The 18,598-nt window shown below is 40.3% G+C and carries 17 protein-coding genes; 4 read left to right on the forward strand and 13 right to left on the reverse strand.

The window, feature by feature from the left end:
- Position 1 precedes the first annotated feature (1 nt).
- The 13 genes from LEP1GSC199_RS16530 to LEP1GSC199_RS16590 all read right to left on the reverse strand — a co-directional run bounded on the left by LEP1GSC199_RS16530 (position 2) and on the right by LEP1GSC199_RS16590 (position 12,006).
- A complete protein-coding gene (locus tag LEP1GSC199_RS16530; RefSeq protein WP_002988065.1) occupies positions 2–1,069 on the reverse strand; it encodes a protein-glutamate methylesterase/protein-glutamine glutaminase in 1,068 nt (355 codons plus the stop codon).
- Complete coding sequence (locus tag LEP1GSC199_RS16535) at positions 1,066–4,269, reverse strand: chemotaxis protein CheW (protein WP_002988049.1); 3,204 nt, start codon at positions 4,267–4,269, stop codon at positions 1,066–1,068. The genes LEP1GSC199_RS16530 and LEP1GSC199_RS16535 overlap by 4 nt, the downstream gene beginning before the upstream one ends.
- Positions 4,270–4,287: 18 nt before the next feature.
- Positions 4,288–4,791, reverse strand: a complete 504-nt coding sequence (locus tag LEP1GSC199_RS16540; RefSeq protein WP_002988262.1) for a chemotaxis protein CheW — start codon at positions 4,789–4,791, stop codon at positions 4,288–4,290.
- Positions 4,792–4,830: 39 nt separating this feature from the next.
- Positions 4,831–5,445 (reverse strand): 5-formyltetrahydrofolate cyclo-ligase, encoded by a 615-nt coding sequence (locus LEP1GSC199_RS16545; protein WP_332307942.1) that lies wholly within the window; start codon positions 5,443–5,445, stop codon positions 4,831–4,833.
- Positions 5,412–5,729 carry a cell division protein ZapA gene (locus LEP1GSC199_RS16550; protein ID WP_002988008.1) on the reverse strand — a complete coding sequence of 106 codons (318 nt, stop codon included), beginning with the start codon at positions 5,727–5,729 and terminating at the stop codon, positions 5,412–5,414. The genes LEP1GSC199_RS16545 and LEP1GSC199_RS16550 overlap by 34 nt, the downstream gene beginning before the upstream one ends.
- A gap of 5 nt (positions 5,730–5,734) precedes the next feature.
- Positions 5,735–6,367, reverse strand: coding sequence for a hypothetical protein (locus LEP1GSC199_RS16555; protein ID WP_002988124.1), 633 nt, complete (start codon positions 6,365–6,367; stop codon positions 5,735–5,737).
- Between the two features lie 57 nt (positions 6,368–6,424).
- Positions 6,425–6,778, reverse strand: a complete 354-nt coding sequence (gene rplT / locus LEP1GSC199_RS16560) for a 50S ribosomal protein L20 (RefSeq protein ID WP_002988099.1) — start codon at positions 6,776–6,778, stop codon at positions 6,425–6,427.
- A 3-nt stretch (positions 6,779–6,781) separates the two neighbouring features.
- On the reverse strand, positions 6,782–6,982 hold the full coding sequence (gene rpmI / locus LEP1GSC199_RS16565) for a 50S ribosomal protein L35 (protein ID WP_002988170.1): 201 nt from the start codon (positions 6,980–6,982) through the stop codon (positions 6,782–6,784).
- A 7-nt stretch (positions 6,983–6,989) separates the two neighbouring features.
- The gene (infC, locus tag LEP1GSC199_RS16570) at positions 6,990–7,553 is read right to left on the reverse strand and encodes a translation initiation factor IF-3 (RefSeq protein WP_002975194.1); all 564 of its coding nucleotides are present in this window, start codon (positions 7,551–7,553) and stop codon (positions 6,990–6,992) included.
- Between the two features lie 90 nt (positions 7,554–7,643).
- Complete coding sequence (locus LEP1GSC199_RS16575) at positions 7,644–8,525, reverse strand: hypothetical protein (RefSeq protein ID WP_039927186.1); 882 nt, start codon at positions 8,523–8,525, stop codon at positions 7,644–7,646.
- A 49-nt stretch (positions 8,526–8,574) separates the two neighbouring features.
- A complete protein-coding gene (gene thrS, locus LEP1GSC199_RS16580) occupies positions 8,575–10,488 on the reverse strand; it encodes a threonine--tRNA ligase (protein ID WP_002988332.1) in 1,914 nt (637 codons plus the stop codon).
- Between the two features lie 49 nt (positions 10,489–10,537).
- Positions 10,538–11,131 (reverse strand): TetR/AcrR family transcriptional regulator, encoded by a 594-nt coding sequence (locus tag LEP1GSC199_RS16585; RefSeq protein WP_002988078.1) that lies wholly within the window; start codon positions 11,129–11,131, stop codon positions 10,538–10,540.
- Entirely contained in the window at positions 11,116–12,006 is an 891-nt protein-coding gene (locus tag LEP1GSC199_RS16590) for an alpha/beta fold hydrolase (protein WP_002988292.1), read from the reverse strand. Before LEP1GSC199_RS16590 ends, LEP1GSC199_RS16585 begins: the two co-directional genes overlap by 16 nt.
- A gap of 154 nt (positions 12,007–12,160) precedes the next feature.
- Between LEP1GSC199_RS16590 and LEP1GSC199_RS22095 the strand changes: the two genes are divergently transcribed.
- The 4 genes from LEP1GSC199_RS22095 to LEP1GSC199_RS16605 are packed head-to-tail and all read left to right on the forward strand — an operon-like array spanning position 12,161 to position 18,572.
- Positions 12,161–12,817 carry an adenylate/guanylate cyclase domain-containing protein gene (locus tag LEP1GSC199_RS22095; RefSeq protein ID WP_002988266.1) on the forward strand — a complete coding sequence of 219 codons (657 nt, stop codon included), beginning with the start codon at positions 12,161–12,163 and terminating at the stop codon, positions 12,815–12,817.
- 2 nt (positions 12,818–12,819) lie between these two features.
- Positions 12,820–13,518 carry an adenylate/guanylate cyclase domain-containing protein gene (locus LEP1GSC199_RS22100; protein ID WP_002988087.1) on the forward strand — a complete coding sequence of 233 codons (699 nt, stop codon included), beginning with the start codon at positions 12,820–12,822 and terminating at the stop codon, positions 13,516–13,518.
- Positions 13,519–13,569: 51 nt separating this feature from the next.
- On the forward strand, positions 13,570–15,276 hold the full coding sequence (locus tag LEP1GSC199_RS16600; protein WP_002988338.1) for an ABC transporter ATP-binding protein/permease: 1,707 nt from the start codon (positions 13,570–13,572) through the stop codon (positions 15,274–15,276).
- Positions 15,234–18,572, forward strand: coding sequence for a GH36-type glycosyl hydrolase domain-containing protein (locus LEP1GSC199_RS16605; protein WP_232420817.1), 3,339 nt, complete (start codon positions 15,234–15,236; stop codon positions 18,570–18,572). Before LEP1GSC199_RS16600 ends, LEP1GSC199_RS16605 begins: the two co-directional genes overlap by 43 nt.
- Positions 18,573–18,598: the final 26 nt, after the last annotated feature.

An 18,598-nucleotide genomic window follows, 5' to 3' on the forward strand; every position in this document is an offset into this window, starting at 1 on the left:
GTTAATTCCCTCTCGACTTTAATAATTCAATCATCTTTGGTACTAATTCATCCACAGGAAGAACAAAATCAATTCCTCCCAGCTCCACTGCAACACGGTTCATTCCGTACACAACCGATGTTGCTTCATTCTGCGCCAGAGTAATACCTCCCTTGGCGTGAATGTTGTTGATTGCGTGTGACCCATCTTTTCCCATACCTGTCATGATCATGGACAAAAGATGATCTCCACCATAAGCATCAACCAAACTATCAAACAATACTTCTATCGATGGTCTGTGCCCATTAACTTGCCCTGCGTGGGTGAGTTCAATGACATGATCTTTTCCCTTTATGACTACCTTCATTTGGTAATCACCGGGAGCAATGTATGCGGTTCCCGATTGTACAATATCACCATCTTCCGCTTCTTTCACTTGTATTTTCGACAAGGAATTCAATCTGTCTGCAAATGCCTTCGTAAATCCTGCCGGCATGTGTTGTACCACAAAGATTGGTTTTGCAAAGTCTTCTGGAAGACTGGCAAAAACAGTCTGCAAAGCTTTTGGTCCCCCGGTCGAGGTTCCAATTCCGATAGCCTCTACTTTGATTGGTTTTTGAAAACTTTTATTTAATTGGCGTTCAATTCGCTCTGGTCGAACCAAAGTTTCGATACTAGGCAGTCTAGAATCCGAAAATCCTTTGATTTTTGCGGACAATACCGCAGCAATATCTTCCGGTGAGAACTGATTTCCACTGGATGGCTTCGGAATGAAATCTACAGCACCGAGTTCCAATGCTTTGAATGTGGCATCAGCACCATGTTGGGTAAGCACCGAAAGCATAATCACATGACTTGGTAGTTTTAATTTTTTGATTTCCGCAAGAGCAGTGAGACCATCCATGATGGGCATCTCAATGTCCAAAACGATAAAGTCTGGTTTTAGTTTTCCAGCCAAATCAATACAATCCATTCCGGTTTTACCGGTAGCGATCACCTGCACCTCATCCTTTTTGGTGAGGGCATCACTCAATATATTCCTCACAAGAAGTGAGTCGTCTATGATGGCAACGGTTGGTTTTTTAATCATGATTTATGAATTAAATCTACCAGTTCGTCAAAATCAGGTAGGAATACCAAAACACCAATTAGGTTACTTCCTTGGTGGTTAAATTCTGTGTGCATGGATAAAAACTTTGTTCGTTCCGGTTTTACAATGTCGATCACATCCATAAAACTACCTGTAATCATTTCAGGAACTGAAGGCAAAATCTCTTTTTTCAATTTATTGGAAAGAGAGTTCATCACACTTGAACAAACAATATTGGAAATTTCCGATAATACAGAAACCATATCCTCTGATAGTTTATGAAGACTACCTTCTGCATATTTTGCATCTTCGGAACCCAAAAGTTCTTTCGCAATTTCAGATCCGTTCTCTTCAGAAAACATCATAAGAAGATTTCCGTTGAGATCTCCTGTCATACGAATTTTCATTCCAAAAAACTGATCCATAGAGTATCTAAACTCTTTTGCCAGTCCTTCACGATCAGTAAGTTTGATTTCAGGGATAAATAACTCTACGTCTTTACCAACTAACTGAGAAAGTACGACACCGGCATTCATCATGCCTGTATTAACAATGTTCTCAAGTTTTTTGATATCTTTCGAAGACATGATCTCGTTAATAGCTTCCGAATTCAAAGCAGCAACTTGATTCAATCGTTCTTCTTTTTGTTCCACAAAACCTTTGATAATTTCTGCGGCCTGTTCTCTTTCCGTCAATTTGACATTGTCAATTTTTGCAACATCTGCCAAACGATGGATTTCATCTGTTTTGTGATCAATTACAAGAGTTGCTGTGGAAGCATGTGAATTTCCATCGAAATCTCCATTCACTACGGTTTCCGTTTTGATCACCTCAGTTGTGATTTTGAGGTTGGTGGCAGGTTCTTCTGCATACACCTCTTCTTTCGGAACAATGATATGTTTTTCGATTTTATGTTTATCTTTTTTGACACGTGATTTGTCTTTTGCACGTAACTCAATCAACTTCGCATTGTAACGATTTGTAGGGTGATTGGATTTGAACATAAACTCAGAATCCGACATTTCAAGGGAACGAATTGTAGATGCCCGTTTCATCATCTCACCGGCAACTAACTGGTCAGTCCAATCCACTTTATCGGCAGCAATCTCCACAAGACCAGGAATGTCTAACACAAGGATGATGGTTCCATCACCCATAATTGTAGCACCTGTTAGGCCTTGGATGTCTTTAAAGTTTTTGCCAAGAGATTTGATTACAGTTTCATGTTTTCCAATCAGGTCATCCACCATAAATCCCAGTTTTCTCGTTTTGTAATTTACGATGACTACAGGAACTTCCACCATTTCTTGTTTGTCGGCAAGTCCAAGGATACGATTCAAACGATAAATTGGTAATACCTCTCCCCGTAAATTGATGATCTCATGACCTTCAAGAGTGGTGATTTGGTCCAAGTTAACTTTGATGGTTTCAGAAACTTCCGACAACGGAAACGCATACACTTCTTCCTCCATAATCACGAGGATAGATGGAATGATGGCAAGTGCTTGCGGGAAAGAGAGGGTAAAAGAAGAACCTTTTCCTTCTTCGGAATGGATGAGGATTTTCCCCTTAAACTCTTCAATGAGTTTGTTGACAACGTTCATCCCCACACCACGTCCCGAAATATCGGAAATTTTATCCGCAGTGGAAAAACCAGGAGCAAAGATAAATTGGAATATATCTGATTCCGAAAGGTTCTGTGCATCGGACTCATTCACAAGCCCACGTTCGATGGCTTTTTTCAGAATTTTATCTTTGTTTAAACCTTTCCCATCATCCCGAATTTCCACAAGGATATTGGACCCGCCTTGGTATGCGTTGAGTTCCACCGTTCCTTCTTCTGGTTTGCCGGAAGCTCTTCTGTCTGAAGGAGATTCAATTCCATGATCTACCGAATTACGAATCAGGTGGATGAGTGGTTCACCAATGGCATCGATTACTTTTTTATCGAGTTCTGTGTTTTCACCACGTAAGACTAAGTTTACTTGTTTTCCGGTTTCTAAGGAAAGGTCACGAATGAGTCTTGTGAACCTGTTGAATACAGATCCAATTGGAACCATGCGGATATTCATGATACCAGTTTGTAAGTCTTTGGAAATTCGATTGATTTGATCGATTTTTCCTTTGAGTTCATTGAATAATGAATCTTCCCCAAACTGTGCTACCAAATCATCATAGATTTTTTGGAATCCAGAGTTTGTAATCACAAGTTCCCCAACGTTATTCATTAGTTGGTCCAGTTTATCAGAAGAAACTTTAATGGTTCTCATCACCACTTTGGAATCAGTTACCGCCTTATCAAAATTAGCGGAACCTCTAGCGGCATGTTTATCTTCTAACTCAGACTGACCTGATGGATGATTTCCCGATTCTATAGAAGCTGAATCAGACCTTTTTTCCAGGGCTTCCATTTCTGTTTCTGGAAGTTTGATTTCTTCTACAGAAAGGGAGTCTACCATATCAATATTACACTGAACATGTAACTCGTGCCTATTGAGTTTTGTAACAGTCACGAAGGAAAGAGCAAAACTCCCTTGGCCGTTGTCTAAAGCATCTTCGGAAGGATTACATTTGATGATTACACCCGATTGTTTGACCGATTGCAAAATAAGGAGAAGCCTTAAGTTTTGCATCGGAGTGTCATCTTTCAACTTCAAATTCACAGAGAATGCAGTTAGGTCACTATCCTCTTTTAAGGATTGGCGAATTTCAGAAATTTCTTCTTCCGTGAGAGTGATGGAAGAATTAGCGTTATCTGTAGTTTTATTAGATTCACTACGTTTGGAAGGACCGGAACTAACGCCAGTTTGAGTAGAAGAAGCCTCATAGTCCTGGAGTTTTTTAATCATGTCCGTAAAGGGAGTTTCCACCTTTACCCCATTAGCAACACCTTCGATCACTTGTTTAATCAAATCAAAACATTCAAATAATAAATTTACCAACTTAACGTTGATTTCCAAACTCCCTTCTCTAATTTTCTGGAGAAGGTTTTCCATCGTGTGTGACAAATCGGACAGGTTATAGAGTCCGACGAAGGCAGAGGAACTTTTTAAGGAGTGTGCCGCACGAAAGATGTCATTGATGATTTCCGGGTTTTCATGATCTTTTTCGAGTTTCACCAAATTGGAATTTAATTCCTCAATTTGATCCTCGGATTCTTCCAGGAAAACTTCTGTGTATTCGCCTAAAATTCCAGCCAATGTCGTATCCCTTTCTCTTTACTTTGCGGACGAAACAAAATCAACGATTTGTTCCAAATCCAAATTCAAAACTAAATGGTCTTCGTATCTAGATACAGATTCAACCATCTTACTGTAGTTTAACGACAAGTCATCGGTTGTGTAACTGATAAAATCTTTTTGGATTTTAACCACCTGTTTGACCTCATCAACGAGAACACCAATTCGCTTTTCATCTAACATAATGACGATGATACGTGATATTGGAAAAATTTCAGAATCAGTTCCGTGAAATCTTTTTTTCAGATCCACAATAGGAATGATCTCTCCACGAAGGTTGATCACACCTAAGATGTAATCATCTACGTTGGGAATCCGAGTAATTAAAACTGGTTTTAAAATTTCATGAACCAAGAGCAATCGAATCCCAAAGAATTCTTTATCAATGGTAAATGTAAGGAACTGTTCCAAGTCTCCCAGATCGGACTCTTGTTCCATTTTGGTTTTTTCCGCCAGGGATGTGAGTAGTGTTTCTTGGTCCATATTATGCTACCTGGAATCGTGTCAGAATCCTTCGTGGATTCAATCTAAAAACGAATGAATTTGGATTTCCGTAATCATTTTTCCTATTTTTAAATCGTGAGTTTCTGCAAGGAATGGGACGGGAAAAAGTTTAGAAAAACTAAGGCCTACTGTTTTCTTTTGAACAGATTCTGAACTTAAAATGCGATCGTAATACCCACCACCTCGTCCTAACCTGTATCCTTTTTGATTGAATCCAAGGGCAGGGACAAGAATCAATTCGGCTTCGTCTACGGAGATCTCCTCATCTCCTATGGGTTCAAAAAGTCCAAGGCTGTTCTTCTCAAAAGAATAGGGACGAAGGAAACGAAGTTTTTTTCCCTCTTCCATCCGGGGGAAGTACCATTCTGCAGAATGCCTCGCTTCGATAAAACTCGTGGGTCTTGGGAGAGGGCAGGATTCAATGATAGGAAGTACATCCACTTCATAGATTAAGTCGGGAGAATAAGTGATGATTTTGGTTTTCCCCTGTAAAAGTGGGAATAACCTTCTTAGGATGGCCGCTTCATGGTCTTCCCTTTCCGGTAAGTTTGGAAGATTTTTTTTTAGAATTTCTCTAGCGTCTTTTTTTGAAATTGGATTCAGAAATTGTCCCCAATGATCCCCTCTTCTAATAGAGAAATGATCTTCTTTGTTCGCTCTTCCAGTTCAGGAATTTCATTTGCCTTGGCAGAAACTTCCTTCATCTGGAACAGTTCGTCCGCCAAGTTTAAGGCACATAAAACTGCCAATTTGGTTTTGGATGCCGTAGGGAGAGCCTTTGCCAAATCAATTAGGCGTTGTTCCACAAAATCGGCCACCTCAGAGATGTATCCAGAGGAGGCTTCGCCGACAATGGTATAGGTTTCACCAAAGATTTGTTTGGTTATTTTCTGTGGCTGTGGGGCAGACTCTGCCATAAAAATTACTTAGGATCGTCTTCGATAATCAAAAAATCATCGTCGTCATCAGCATCAAAAACACTGATTGCTTCGTCTTCGTCGTCAATGATGATGTCATCATCTTCGTCGATATCAACTGTTGGAATCTCTTCTTCCGATTCCACAACGAGTTCTTCTTTTTCAAAGGATGCGGATGCAGGAGGTTTTTCCAAAACATCTTCTGTTTGGAATTCAGATTCATCTTCATCCAGTAGGATGATTTCATCATCCTCGTCTGTTGTCAAACTAGGCACCACAGCAGCGGAAACCGCAGGTTCTACCGGAGAAGAATCAGAACTTGGTTGTGCTTTGGGTGTCGAACTTCCTGTAGTGGGAAGACCGTCCAATCGACCGAGAAGTTGGTGAACCTTGGATTCCAAAAGTCCTTCTCTTTCTCGGAGTTGGTTTAACTCATCCGTTGTCTCTTGGAGCTGAGTGCGAAGTGTTTTTAATTCGCGCTCTTTCTCCTCCATTGCGAGCTTCATTTGGTCATTTTCCGCACGGAGGGATTCGTTTTCCGTCTCCAGGCGTGCATTTTCTGTTCTCAGGTCTTGGATTAACTCCAAAGCCTTAACAACTTTACTTTCTAGCTCTTCAATGGTTTCGATTTTTAACATGATAACAATCCGATGGAATAGAATAGCCGAGCCATTCTATTCCAATCAAGCACTAATTTACTTAGCGACTTTGGTTTTTTCAACGATGGCGTTGAATACTTCTTTGTGGTTGTAAGCAAGGTCAGCCAAAGTTTTACGATCTAAGTTGATTCCGTGTGTTTTGAGTGCATGGATGAATTTAGAATAAGACATTCCATTTTCTCTCACTGCGGCGTTGATTCTCGTAATCCAAAGTTTACGGAATTCGGACTTTTTCTTTCTACGGTCACGGTATGCCCATTGACCCGCTTTCATCACAGCAGATTTTGCTGTTCTGAAAAGTTTAGAACGTCCGCCCCTAAAACCTTTAGCTTTCGCGAGTATCTTCTTTCTACGATTCTTATGGATGGTTCCGTTGACTGCGCGTGGCATCGTTTAACCTCCGTAAGGTAGAAGTTTTTCTACACGGTTATAATCAGTTTCATGGATGAGGTGCATTCCACGGCTTTGGTGTTTCATCTTAGGAGATTTTTTCTCCAAGATATGTCTTCGGAACGCGCAACCGCGTTTAATTTTACCAGATTTGGTAAACTTAAAACGTTTGGCTGCTGCCCTATTTGTCTTCAGCTTATACATAGTTGTTTTATCCTTTAGGTTTTTCACCAATTGGGTTCATCACGACCACTATCGTCTTTCCGTCGTGTACCGGCATTTTTTCGGGAGAGGCATGCTCTTTTAGGTCCTCGACAAACCGGTTAACAATATTCATTCCAATTTCAGAGTGAACCATCTCTCTGCCTCGGAATCGAAGTGTCACTTTTACCTTATCACCCTTTTGCAAGAATTCTAAAGCATGACGCTTCTTAATCTCGAAGTCATGGTTATCAATCCGCGGGCGGATTTTAATTTCTTTCACCGTGACAACGTGTTGTTTCTTTTTCGCTTCTTTCGTTTTTTTAAGAAGTTCGAATTTGTATTTTCCAAAATCGATCAACTTACAGACGTGAACATCTTGGTCACCCGAGACTTCCACCAAATCAAGGTTAGCTTCTTTAGCTCTCTTCAGAGCTTCTTCCAGAGTAACGATGTCAGACCCTTCGTCAGAGACGAGTCGGATCGATGCTACATTGGTAATTTGTTCGTTAATTCTGATGTGGGCGAATTTATCTTGGTTTGGGTTCCCTCTAGGGTTGGGCCGTTTCTGCATTCAGTCTCCGAAATTTCTTTCAATTTCCAATTTCGGCGTAAAATCCAGGCGAGCAAGTACATTTCTTTGTGAAATGTTAGGTATCTGGGGTTAAAGCGATCCGGAAGGGCCTTCCCAAACCACAAGTTCCAAATACAAGGATGGAGACTCTAAGATTTCGGGTAAAATGGGTATCAGAGAGACTAAGTCCCCATGATTTCCCATTCCCATACAGGAGCCGCCGTGACAAAGTTGGCCCGCTTCATTGTAGAATGCATATTGAATCAAATTATCGAAGGTTTTGACCAGTTGTTTTGGGGATTGGGACTGAATGAGAGCCAGGTAGGTCAATCCTTCACTTTCCCTGCGTTCTAAGCGAATTCGTAGGCAATTTTCTTTGGTGAGGGTTTCACTCGCAAAGAGAAGATCCCCCTGACCGGGATTCCATTTTTGGAAATTATAGGATCCAACAACTCCGCCATCCCGCACCCAATCATACCTTGTTTCTGTTTTTGGTTTTTGTTTGGAGAGGACTACGGCCTCTTTCGGTCGGGGATCTTCCCAACCGTACGAAGTGATACTTACGGAAGCCCGCGCAATTTCTGTAATGGGAAAAGGAAACCGACTCCACAGTCCAGGAACATCATAACTCTCCCAAGGTTGGATGATGTGTTCACTTGATTGACAAGAAAGAAGCCGGTTTCTGGCATCATAAAAGGCAGCAACTACATACAAAGCCACAGGAGAATCACCCTGGTTTTGTCCTCCAGTGATGACTATATTTGGGCAATCTAACTTAAGGTCCCGACCAAGCCCATCCACAAACTGCATAGGGCTTACCTTCCAACCCACAGTCAATCCTTCCGCAAAGGGAAGAAGTTGCATAGGGATAGCATCGAACGCATCACGCGCGTCATACGGTGGATGTATAGGAAGATCCAGGTAGTATGCGACCGGATCAATCTGTTTGGTTAAGATCAGGTTTGGGGACACTGAAGGGAGCGTAACTCTCCCCCAAGTGTTAGTCAAGAAATTTCTTTATCTAAAGATCGCCCTTTAGAAGAGTGATAAATCCATCACGAGAAACAGTTTCTGTTTTCTCTTCACCCATACGTCGGAAGGAAATAGAACCTGCTTCTTTTTCTTTATCACCTAAAATCAAAGTGTAACTGCTACGTTTTAGGATGGAATCCCTAATTTTACTGCCGATCTTTTCGTTACGAACATCTAGTTCGACTCGGAAACCTTGCATTACCAAATCCTGATATACTTCTTTCGCATAATCACTATGAATTTCTGCCACAGTTAAGACACGAATTTGTGTTGGGTTGAGCCAGAGTGGAAACTTTCCTTCGAAGTGTTCGATAAGAATTCCAATGAACCTTTCGAGAGATCCATAGATGGCTCTGTGAATCATCACAGGTGCATGTTTTTTTCCATCCGAGGCAGTGAAGTCGAGTTCAAAGCGACTCGGCATAGAAAAATCAATTTGAACCGTTCCGCATTGCCAAAGTCTTCCGAGGGAATCCTTAATGTTGAATTCAATTTTGGGGCCATAAAAAGCTCCGTCCCCTTCTTTGATTCCGTATTCGATTCCTTTTTTCTTTAAGGCATCATGTAACGCTTGTGTTGCGAGATTCCAATCTTCATCGCTCCCTTGAGACTTTTCTGGTCTTGTGGCAATGAAGGTTTTGAATTCGGTAAATCCAAATTTTTTATACACATCAAAAGTAAAGTCGATGATGTCTTCCACTTCCGATTCTACTTTTTCGAGGGGAGCATAGATATGGGCATCGTCTTGGGTGAAGGCACGTACCCGAAAGAGTCCATGTAATACTCCCGACATTTCATGTCTGTGGACATTTCCCAGTTCCATAAACCTTAGAGGAAGTTCCCTGTAAGAATGCATATGGTATTTATATATCAAACAACATCCAGGACAGTTCATGGGTTTGACTGCAAATTCACTTTCATCGATGTCAGTGAAATACATGTTTTCCTTAAAGTTGTCCCAGTGGCCCGACTTCTTCCAAAGGCTGGAATTTAAGATGGCCGGAGTTTTAATTTCCTGATACCCACGCCTGAAACATTCTTCTCGAATGTAGGAAGCAAGAGTGTTCCAAATTACAGTTCCCTTGGGATGCCAAAAAGGAAATCCAGGAGCTTCGTCTTGAAAACTAAAAAGATCGAGTTCTTTCCCGAGTTTTCTATGGTCTCTTTTTTTAGCCTCTTCGATAAGAAAGATATATTCGTCTAACTGCTTTTTGGTGGGAAAAGACACACCATAAATACGAGTGAGTTGTTTGTTTTTGGAATCCCCTTTCCAGTAAGCGCCGGAGATGGCAGTGAGTTTGAAAGCCTTGAGTTGGCCAGTTCTTGCCACGTGAGGTCCACGGCAAAGGTCATACCATTCGCCTTGTCCATATAATGAAACCGATGCGGAATCGAAACCTTGGATGAGTTCTACTTTATATGGTTCGTTTTCATTTTGGAATTTTTTTATGGCTTCTTCTTTAGAAAGTTCCCATCTTTTGACAACGAGGTCTTCCTTAACTATCTTTGCCATTTCGGCTTCGATTTTGGGAAGGTCTTCTTGTGTTAAAACAGTATCCCCAAAGTCGATATCATAAAAGAAAAAACCAGGACCGTTATCGATCACTGGGCCTACCGTTAGGCGTGCCTCTGGCCAAAGGCGTTGTGCCGCCATACCGAGTAAATGGGCAGAAGAATGATGGAAAACTTCTTTTCCTTCCGGATCATCAAAGGTGAGAAATTTTACCGTGGTGTTTGCCTCTGGGACAAAAGAAAGGTCAACAGTGCGACCATCGGATAAAACAACGGCAAGAGCTTTCTCTTTCAAGAAAGGCAGTTGGGCTTGGATGAAATCAGAAAAGGATTTACCGGATTCTAGTTCTTTGGAACTTCCATCTGGTAGTGTGATTGTAATTGCTGCCATAATTCTATACCCAAGTTTTCGCACTGACCCTATCCCGAAAAGTAAAGTTTTACCAGAGTCTACCGGATTCCAATGATTCTGTTATTTTCTTAAAACTTTCCTCGATCGATTCTTTGCGACCAAATCCTCCCGCCTCTTCTAGGACAATAAACCCATGGAGAAGGGAACGTAAAATACGAATCTTGTGAACTGCCGATTCGTCCAAAACCGGGAACCGGAAGACCTCCAGACAGAGATCCAAAAAACGATCTCCTAGTGGTTTTAGTTCTGGATCGAACTCGGTGGATTCAATGGTGAGTGGATAAAACTCTGGATGGGTCTTCGCAAAACTTCTGTAAACATTCAGAAAATCAGAAATTCGATTTTCGGCAGAATTTTGATTTTTAATTTTAAGATACAGCCTGTCCCCTAACAACTGCATGGACCTGCGTTTCATTTCACGGCGTATTTCCTCCATATCTTGGATATGGTTGTAAAGAGAGGGGGTTCGAATTCCCAAAATTTCCGCAAGTTTTGCTAAACGAAATTCGTTCCATCCCTCTTGTGTTATCAAATCCCAGGCTCTGTCCAAAACCAAATCACGAGTGATCTGTGTTTGGCCTTTTTTGGGACGGCCCGGTTTGTGTTTTATTTTTTTTGCCATAACTTTTGTACGTCGGAATGAAACCGAGTAGGATCTTCCACAAAAGGATAATGCCCTGCACCTTCATACATTCGTTTTTCACCACCGAGAGTTTTGGCAATCCATTCGGCCTCTTCTTCGGGAGAATCAAAGTCGGGATCTTTTGTTCCCATCACTACGATTACATTTCCCGAAACTATATTTAAAGCAGCTTCACATTCTTTTTTTGGTGCCAGTAACATAGATCTAACAGCCGCCATACGGCCATCTTCCGACAAATTATTTTTAAGTTTTTCAGAACGTTCCTTTAAATCTTTTGGAGGATTCACTGGAAATAGAGATTCATAAAACGAAACCCAAGTTCCTGGTCCCCAGGGACCACGAAAAGCCAGTTGGATTAATGTTTTCATCCCGAAAGACAAAGGAGATTTCTCTCGAACAAAGGGGCCTGACAAAACAAGGCCAAGAACTCTCTTTTTTTCCAGAGAACGAATGTACACGGCCGATGCTGCCGTCATCGAATTGGCAATGATATATACGTTTTGTAAGTCTTTCTCTCGAATAAAAGTGAGAATGTCTTCTGCAGTTTCTTTGGGACCATAGGAAGAAAAACTAACATCGGATTCTCCAAGCCCCCGTAAATCAAAACTATAAACAGAATTTTCTTTTGCTAAAAGCAAACTCAATTCAAAGTAACTTTCTTTTCTGTCACCAATTCCAGGCAGTAGGATCAGGTTTCGTTTTCCATCACCAGTCTTCGAATAAGCAATTTTACCTTCTTTTGTCTGAAAATAAGAAGTTGTGATTGGAGATCCGAGCAGTGAACCATTCATCCCAAAAAGGTAAGGAAACAAAATTAGGTAGAAGAGGCCGAGTTTGTGGTAGATTTTTTTCATAAAACTAATGATATTAGTTTATTTAACTAATGCAATTAGTTTTTTAAATGTTTTGACAAAAATCAGGTCAATTTTCGGATATTTCCTACTTTTCTGACTTGCCCTGGACTCGGAAACAATGGAGTCTTCAATTACCTAGAAAATGCGGTGATCCATGTCCATTGTTACCTTCGAAGACAAAGAAAATTTTCCCTTAGAAACAAACAAACCGGGAGCCACGATTCTTGAGACGGCCCTCAAACACGATTACCCACTCTACCACCTCTGCGGAGGAAATGCTAAATGTACAACCTGCCGGGTGTTTATCACAGAAGGTCTAGACCATCTGAGTCATCGAAATGACAGAGAACAAACCCTAGCAGATCGGAAAGGTTGGCCTTCGGAAATTCGGCTCGCATGCCAAACAGAAGTTTTTGGTGATGTATCGCTCAGACGGATCATCAAAGACAATAAAGATTTAAAAACAGTAACCAGTGAATCCAAATCTTCAAAAACAGGGGAAGAGTGTTACGCGGTAATTCTTTTTCTTGATATCAAAGGGTTCACTGCATTTACCGAAGCAAGTCTTCCTTATGACGTGGTTTTTGTTCTCAATCGTTTTTTTCAAGAAATGAGTGAACCCATCCTAAACAATGGAGGGGGAATCGATAAATTTATCGGAGATGGGATCTTAGCCTTTTTCCAAATCAAAAACAAAGACCAACTAAAAACGGCAACCGAAGAAAGTCTCAAAGAAGCAAAACGTGAGACCATTCATTCTGCAATCCGAGCTTGTCTTCGTATGTTTGACCAACTAAAAAATTCAATTTAGAAATGAAAGATAGGTTTAATTTTAGTTTTGACATTCGCATTGGCCTTCATGCGGGGAATGTGATTTACGGAGACATTGGACATTCGGAATACAAAAGTCAAACGGTTCTTGGCGATACAGTGAATGTAGCAAGCCGCCTCGAAGCATTGAATAAAAAAACAAACACTCAGTTTTTAGTCTCAGATGAAATTTACAATTTGGTTGGTTCTTCCCTTTCTGTGAATAAAAAAGTGATCACGAGGTTACGGGGTAAGTCAGAAAAGATGACAGCCTACTCTGTCCTTGGATTTAGGATATCGGATCCCATCTTAGAAATTCAAAAATCTTTTGATCATGTTTTAGAATACAATCCTCATTGGATCGAAAGTTATATAGACAAATTGAAAAACTTTACAATGGGAAATGCAACGTCGGACCAAGTTAAGGGAGAAAAAGAATCATCCATTTCGCAAGCCGAGTTTCTAAACTCCATCGAATCCATCATTGAAAAATTAGGAAACCCCATCTCTTTAAAAAAAGAAGTTTCAAAACTTGCGGACATTTACCAATCCCTTGGTATAGCTAAAAAAGATTTTCCAAAACTGGTTCCCATTCTTCTCTCAACTCTCCGAGAAAACCTTCCTTCGGAGTGGAACCCAAGTTTAGAAGCCATTTGGACCCAAGTCATCACGGATTTGACCATAGAAACCATTGAATCTTAAAATGACCTTGCCTTGGGAAAGGAACCATGCCTTTTAATTAGGTAAGTATCAATGCCTTCCAAATCAAAATCCAATCCATCCCAAAACTGGTTACGGCTATCAAATATCATTCGGCAACTCATCCAGTCCAAACAAGGACCAACAGCCATTCGTTATGGGATCACACTGGTAATACTTGTTATTTTGTTTAACGCTTTTAATGTGATCAATAGTTATGTGGGAAGAGACTTTATCTCTTCCATCGAACAAAAAAATACAAATGCATTTTATACCAACGCATTATTGTATGCATTTGTATTTATCATTTCTTCTGCCATTGGATCAGTCTATCGGTATGCGGAAGAAAGGCTTGGTATCCTTTGGCGCGAACAACTCACGTGGCGACTGACAGAAAATTATCTAACTGAACGAACTTACCACCAAATTATTGGTAAACCAGGAATTGAAAATCCCGACCAGAGGATCACAGATGATGTCAAAGCCTTTACCACAACTACAATCTCTTTCACCTTACTCTTTATAGGTGGAGTATTTTCAGCAATTTCTTTTTCGGGAGTTCTATGGAGTATAAACCCGATTCTTTTTCTTGTAGCCGTTGCTTATGCTGTGGCCGGAACTATCTCCACTATCTTTCTTGGGAAATCACTCATTCGTATCAACTATGATCAATTGGATATGGAAGCAAGTTACAGAGCTGACCTACTCCATATACGCCAACATGCAGAGTCTATTGCCGTCACCCATAGGGAAGCAAGAATGTCTGTACGGTTGAAATCGAGACTTCGGAAGTTAGTCAATAACTTCAGAAAACTCATTTCAGTAAACCTGAGACTAAGCCTATTCACCAATAGTTATAATTATTTTATACAAATCATTCCAATGCTCATCATAGCGCCAAGTTATATGAGAGGAGAAATTGAATTTGGTGTGATTACACAAGCGGCTCTTGCTTTCACCACCTTACTTAATGCTTTTTCTCTAATTGTCACGCAGTTCCAATCCATCTCTGCATTTTCTGCCGTTGTCAAACGTTTACATTCCCTGGATACGGCTATGTTACATGCAGAAACAGAATCTAAAACAGTAAGAGAATCTAACTACACCACCGATGAAATTGGTTTCGAAAATTTCACATTGTATTCGAATGACAAATCCAAACTCCTTGTCGACAATCTTCAACTGAAGATTCATAGAAAAGAACGTTGGCTTATCACTTCCCTTGATGAGACGGTAAAACTTAGTTTATTTCGTTCCATTGTAGGCATCAGTAACCACTCCGAAGGCAGGATCACAAAACCCAATTGGGAAGAGATCCTTTTTCTTCCCGAACAACCTTACCTGCCGCCTGGACGACTTCGCAATATCATTGTGCCTGCCTATTTGAATTTAGAAGTATCGGATGCAGAGGTTCTGAAGGAACTAAAATATATGGGGCTTGAATCTTTGGTGCGCAGGTTTGGGGGCTTAAGAGCCTTAAAAGAATGGGACGAAGAACTTTCGTTAGCTGAAAAATACAAAATTGCAGTAATCCGCATTCTTTTTGTGAAACCAAAATTTCTCATTCTCGACAGGCCTGGGTCTAGTTTGGGTAAATTTGAAATTTCAAAACTCATAAAATTATTTCACAGACTGGGAGTGACCACGGTAGTCATCGCAAAAGATGAAGAAACTGTTTTGGAATACGACTACCATCTAAACATTTCTCATTTTGGGAAATGGACTCTTTCTCCACTCCATCCAACACAAACAAATTTATGATCCAAACCATTCAAAACCAATCCGGATTAAGATTTCAATTTTTATTCAATGGAAATGTACATTCCATTCGTTTTCATGAACTTCTCGTAAACTTGTATCTCGGCAATGAGATGGAACCTAGTGTGAGTAATATTTATTTGAGGATTCATACAAAAAAAGAACTTTTAGTTTTCCCTTTACTCGGACCAAAATCAAATTCTGAGTTCCAAATTTTCGAGTCGACTTATCTTTCCCAAGGAACGTGCTACAAAATTGATTATACTTTATCTTTAGAACTCCATCCTCAGCAACCTAGTTGGAGATACAAAATCGAACTCACAAACCAAAATGATCACTCGGTTCTTTGTGATTTGATTTATGTCCAAGATATAGGTATTTGCGAATATTCTGCTTCACGACTGAATGAATATTTTGTCTGCCACTACATCCATCACGAACCCATTTTTTCCAAAGATTTTGGTTATGGAATCCTATCTAGACAAAATGAATTGGTATCAGGAAACCATCCTGCCAGTTTTTTATTTGGTTCCGAACGCATTAGGTCTTATGTTACCGATGGCCTGGATTTATTTCCGAATGGTTTATACCACCCATTCCTCGGCAAACGAAGGCAAGGTGAACATTCTATACTAGGATTAGAAATGGAACCATTGACTCTTAAACCACAAGATGTACAAAGTTCTACTTTTTTTGGGTCTCTATTCTCTAATTTAGAATCCCTGAAATCATTCAACGACATAGAGGGATTCATTCAAAATACCAGAACGGGATGGAACGAGACCCAAAAATTGGAGAAATCCTTTTCCAAACCAATTCCTAGTCTTTTCACTTCCGCCAAACGGAAGGAAGGTGATTCAGCAACGAATTTTGATCTAAAATCTTATTTCCAGAATCCTTGGAGAGAGGTCGAATTCAGTGATACTGGATCTATCTTATCTTTTTTCACTGAGGAATCCACTCATGTTGTATTAAAAGAAAAGGAATCCCTTTGCCTCAGGCCCCATGGACAAATCCTTCGGACTGGGTTGCCAACTACTCCAGACGAGTCTTCGCTAACCACAACCTGTTATTACAAAGGAATTTTTTTATCACAACTCACAGAGGGCCATACAAGCATCAATCAATACCTATCACGGAACCATAGTTATATTGGTTTATTTAATTCCTATGGATTCCGTATTTTTAGAGAAGAAGAGTCTGGTTTTGCACTACTAGATTCACCTTCTCTAGTGGTCATGGATCCTCATCGGATGGAATGGATTTACCAATGGGAAACTGAAATCCTGCGCATTCAAGTCGAAACAACTGAAGATCATAAAATCAACTTCCAATTAAAAACGACAGAAAAGAAATCAAGAAACTACCTACTCTCCTTTCCTATCGCACTCGATGGCGACAACGGTTCTTTAGAAGAACCTCCAATTATAGTTACAAACAAAACAAAGATCCAAATCCAACCAAATCCCGAATCTTCCCTCTACCAAAGGTTAGATGGCAAAGGATTCCAAATCGAATCCGAATCCTTAAACACTTGGGAAATCTCTGATGATCGATTTTTGTTCCCCGATGGGAAATCAAAAAACCAATCTTATGTAACGGCACGAGTTTCCGTGAACACAAGTTTGCAATTTGCAATTCAAGGGAATTTGGAACCCTCCCACAAAGCGAACTCACAAGTCCAAAAGCGAACGTTGCCTTTTCTTTCTTTGTCCACACTTGGAAAAAGCGAGGAGGTAGAATTTCAATCCTTACAACAAATTAAGGAAATCCTTCCCTGGTTCGAACAAAATGCACGCATCCACTATTTGAATCCGAGAGGACTCGAACAATATTCCGGTGGCGGATGGGGCACAAGAGATGTATGCCAAGGGGCTTTTGAATTTTTACTCGCAATGGGAGAATTTGGGTCTTGTCGCAGTTTACTTCTCCATGTATTCCAAGAACAAAATGAAGATGGAGATTGGCCGCAATGGTTTATGCTCTACCCACGTGATCAAAAGATTCGAGCCAGTGATTCCCATGGAGATATTCTTTATTGGCCCATCCTTGCTCTATCTACCTATTTAGAAAGAACCCATGACATGGACATTCTAAAGGAAACAACGAGTGGCCCCCACCGACCCGAACCAAGGACCATTCTTCAGGCAATTGACAAAACGATATCTCTAATGAACGATCGTTTGATTCCCACCACCAAACTTCCAAGTTATGGAAATGGAGATTGGAACGATTCCTTACAACCAGTCCGAAATGAGTTTCGGACCCATGCAGTAAGCACTTGGACGGCAGAATTACAATCCATTACCTATAAAGCACTGATCACGATATTTCACCTAACAAACCAAAGCGAAAGACAAAAAAACTTCGAAACCGAACTGGCAACATTGGAACAAAACATCAAAGAACATTGTATGGAAGGAGGAATTCTTGCTGGTTTAAGGTACTTTTCAGACGACGGTTCGCAAAAATTCTACTTACATCCATTAGATACAAAAACGGGGATCCGTTACAGTGTACTTCCTATGATTTACGGAATTTTGTCGGAAGTTTTAAACAAAGAAGAAGTAGAAACCCATCTTACCCTTATCAAGAATTCCCTTATGGGATCTGACGGAATCCGTCTTTTCGATTCCCCCGTTCCTTATTCCGATGGGGATAACAAAGAATTCAAACGGGCAGAAACTGCCAGTTACTTTGGCCGAGAAATTGGACTGATGTACACACATGCTCATTTACGTTATTGCGAAGCACTTGCTCATCTGGGTAAATCAGAAGAATTCTTTTATCATCTGAATTTAGTAAATCCTATCGGAATCCAAAAAAAAATCCCATCGGCGAACAGGAGACAATCTAACTGTTATTATTCGAGTTCCGACGCAGTCTTTATGGATCGTTACGAAGCAAGTAAAGATTACAAAAAATTGTTAACCGGTGACGTTCCTTTAGAGGGAGGTTGGAGAGTGTATTCTAGCGGGCCTGGAATTTATATCAAACTAGTATATGAATGTTTGTTTGGAATCAAAGTTTTTTCTGATGGAATCGAATTCGATCCCACTCTAACCAAAGATTTGGATGGATTACAATTGGACCTACAACTGCTAGATAAAAACCTCACTATTATCTATACAGTGGAATCAGATAATGCAACCATTGAGTCTGTAAACTTAAATCAAAATTCTATTCCTTATTTTAGGAAAGAAAATCGTTACCGCAGAGGTGGTGTTAGGATCAAATTTGCTGATTTAGAATTGTTTTTAAAAGAAGACAACAATCATCTCAAACTATTGTTACTATAAAAATAAAAAACGTGCAAGGGAATTTT

Origin of the sequence: Leptospira vanthielii serovar Holland str. Waz Holland = ATCC 700522 (assembly GCF_000332455.1) — a bacterium.
GTDB lineage: Bacteria > Spirochaetota > Leptospiria > Leptospirales > Leptospiraceae > Leptospira_A > Leptospira_A vanthielii.

What these genes read in the sequence shown, in the direction of transcription:
- LEP1GSC199_RS22095 (WP_002988266.1), top strand. Translation starts at nt 12,161, where the DNA reads ATGTCCATTGTTACCTTCGAAGACAAAGAAAATTTTCCCTTAGAAACA.
- thrS (WP_002988332.1), bottom strand. Translation starts at nt 10,488, where the DNA reads ATGGCAGCAATTACAATCACACTACCAGATGGAAGTTCCAAAGAACTA.
- LEP1GSC199_RS16555 (WP_002988124.1), bottom strand. Translation starts at nt 6,367, where the DNA reads ATGTTAAAAATCGAAACCATTGAAGAGCTAGAAAGTAAAGTTGTTAAG.
- LEP1GSC199_RS16540 (WP_002988262.1), bottom strand. Translation starts at nt 4,791, where the DNA reads ATGGACCAAGAAACACTACTCACATCCCTGGCGGAAAAAACCAAAATG.
- LEP1GSC199_RS16605 (WP_232420817.1), top strand. Translation starts at nt 15,234, where the DNA reads ATGGACTCTTTCTCCACTCCATCCAACACAAACAAATTTATGATCCAA.
- LEP1GSC199_RS16530 (WP_002988065.1), bottom strand. Translation starts at nt 1,069, where the DNA reads ATGATTAAAAAACCAACCGTTGCCATCATAGACGACTCACTTCTTGTG.
- LEP1GSC199_RS16600 (WP_002988338.1), top strand. Translation starts at nt 13,570, where the DNA reads ATGCCTTCCAAATCAAAATCCAATCCATCCCAAAACTGGTTACGGCTA.
- LEP1GSC199_RS22100 (WP_002988087.1), top strand. Translation starts at nt 12,820, where the DNA reads ATGAAAGATAGGTTTAATTTTAGTTTTGACATTCGCATTGGCCTTCAT.
- LEP1GSC199_RS16550 (WP_002988008.1), bottom strand. Translation starts at nt 5,729, where the DNA reads ATGGCAGAGTCTGCCCCACAGCCACAGAAAATAACCAAACAAATCTTT.
- rpmI (WP_002988170.1), bottom strand. Translation starts at nt 6,982, where the DNA reads ATGTATAAGCTGAAGACAAATAGGGCAGCAGCCAAACGTTTTAAGTTT.
- rplT (WP_002988099.1), bottom strand. Translation starts at nt 6,778, where the DNA reads ATGCCACGCGCAGTCAACGGAACCATCCATAAGAATCGTAGAAAGAAG.
- LEP1GSC199_RS16585 (WP_002988078.1), bottom strand. Translation starts at nt 11,131, where the DNA reads ATGGCAAAAAAAATAAAACACAAACCGGGCCGTCCCAAAAAAGGCCAA.
- LEP1GSC199_RS16590 (WP_002988292.1), bottom strand. Translation starts at nt 12,006, where the DNA reads ATGAAAAAAATCTACCACAAACTCGGCCTCTTCTACCTAATTTTGTTT.
- infC (WP_002975194.1), bottom strand. Translation starts at nt 7,553, where the DNA reads ATGCAGAAACGGCCCAACCCTAGAGGGAACCCAAACCAAGATAAATTC.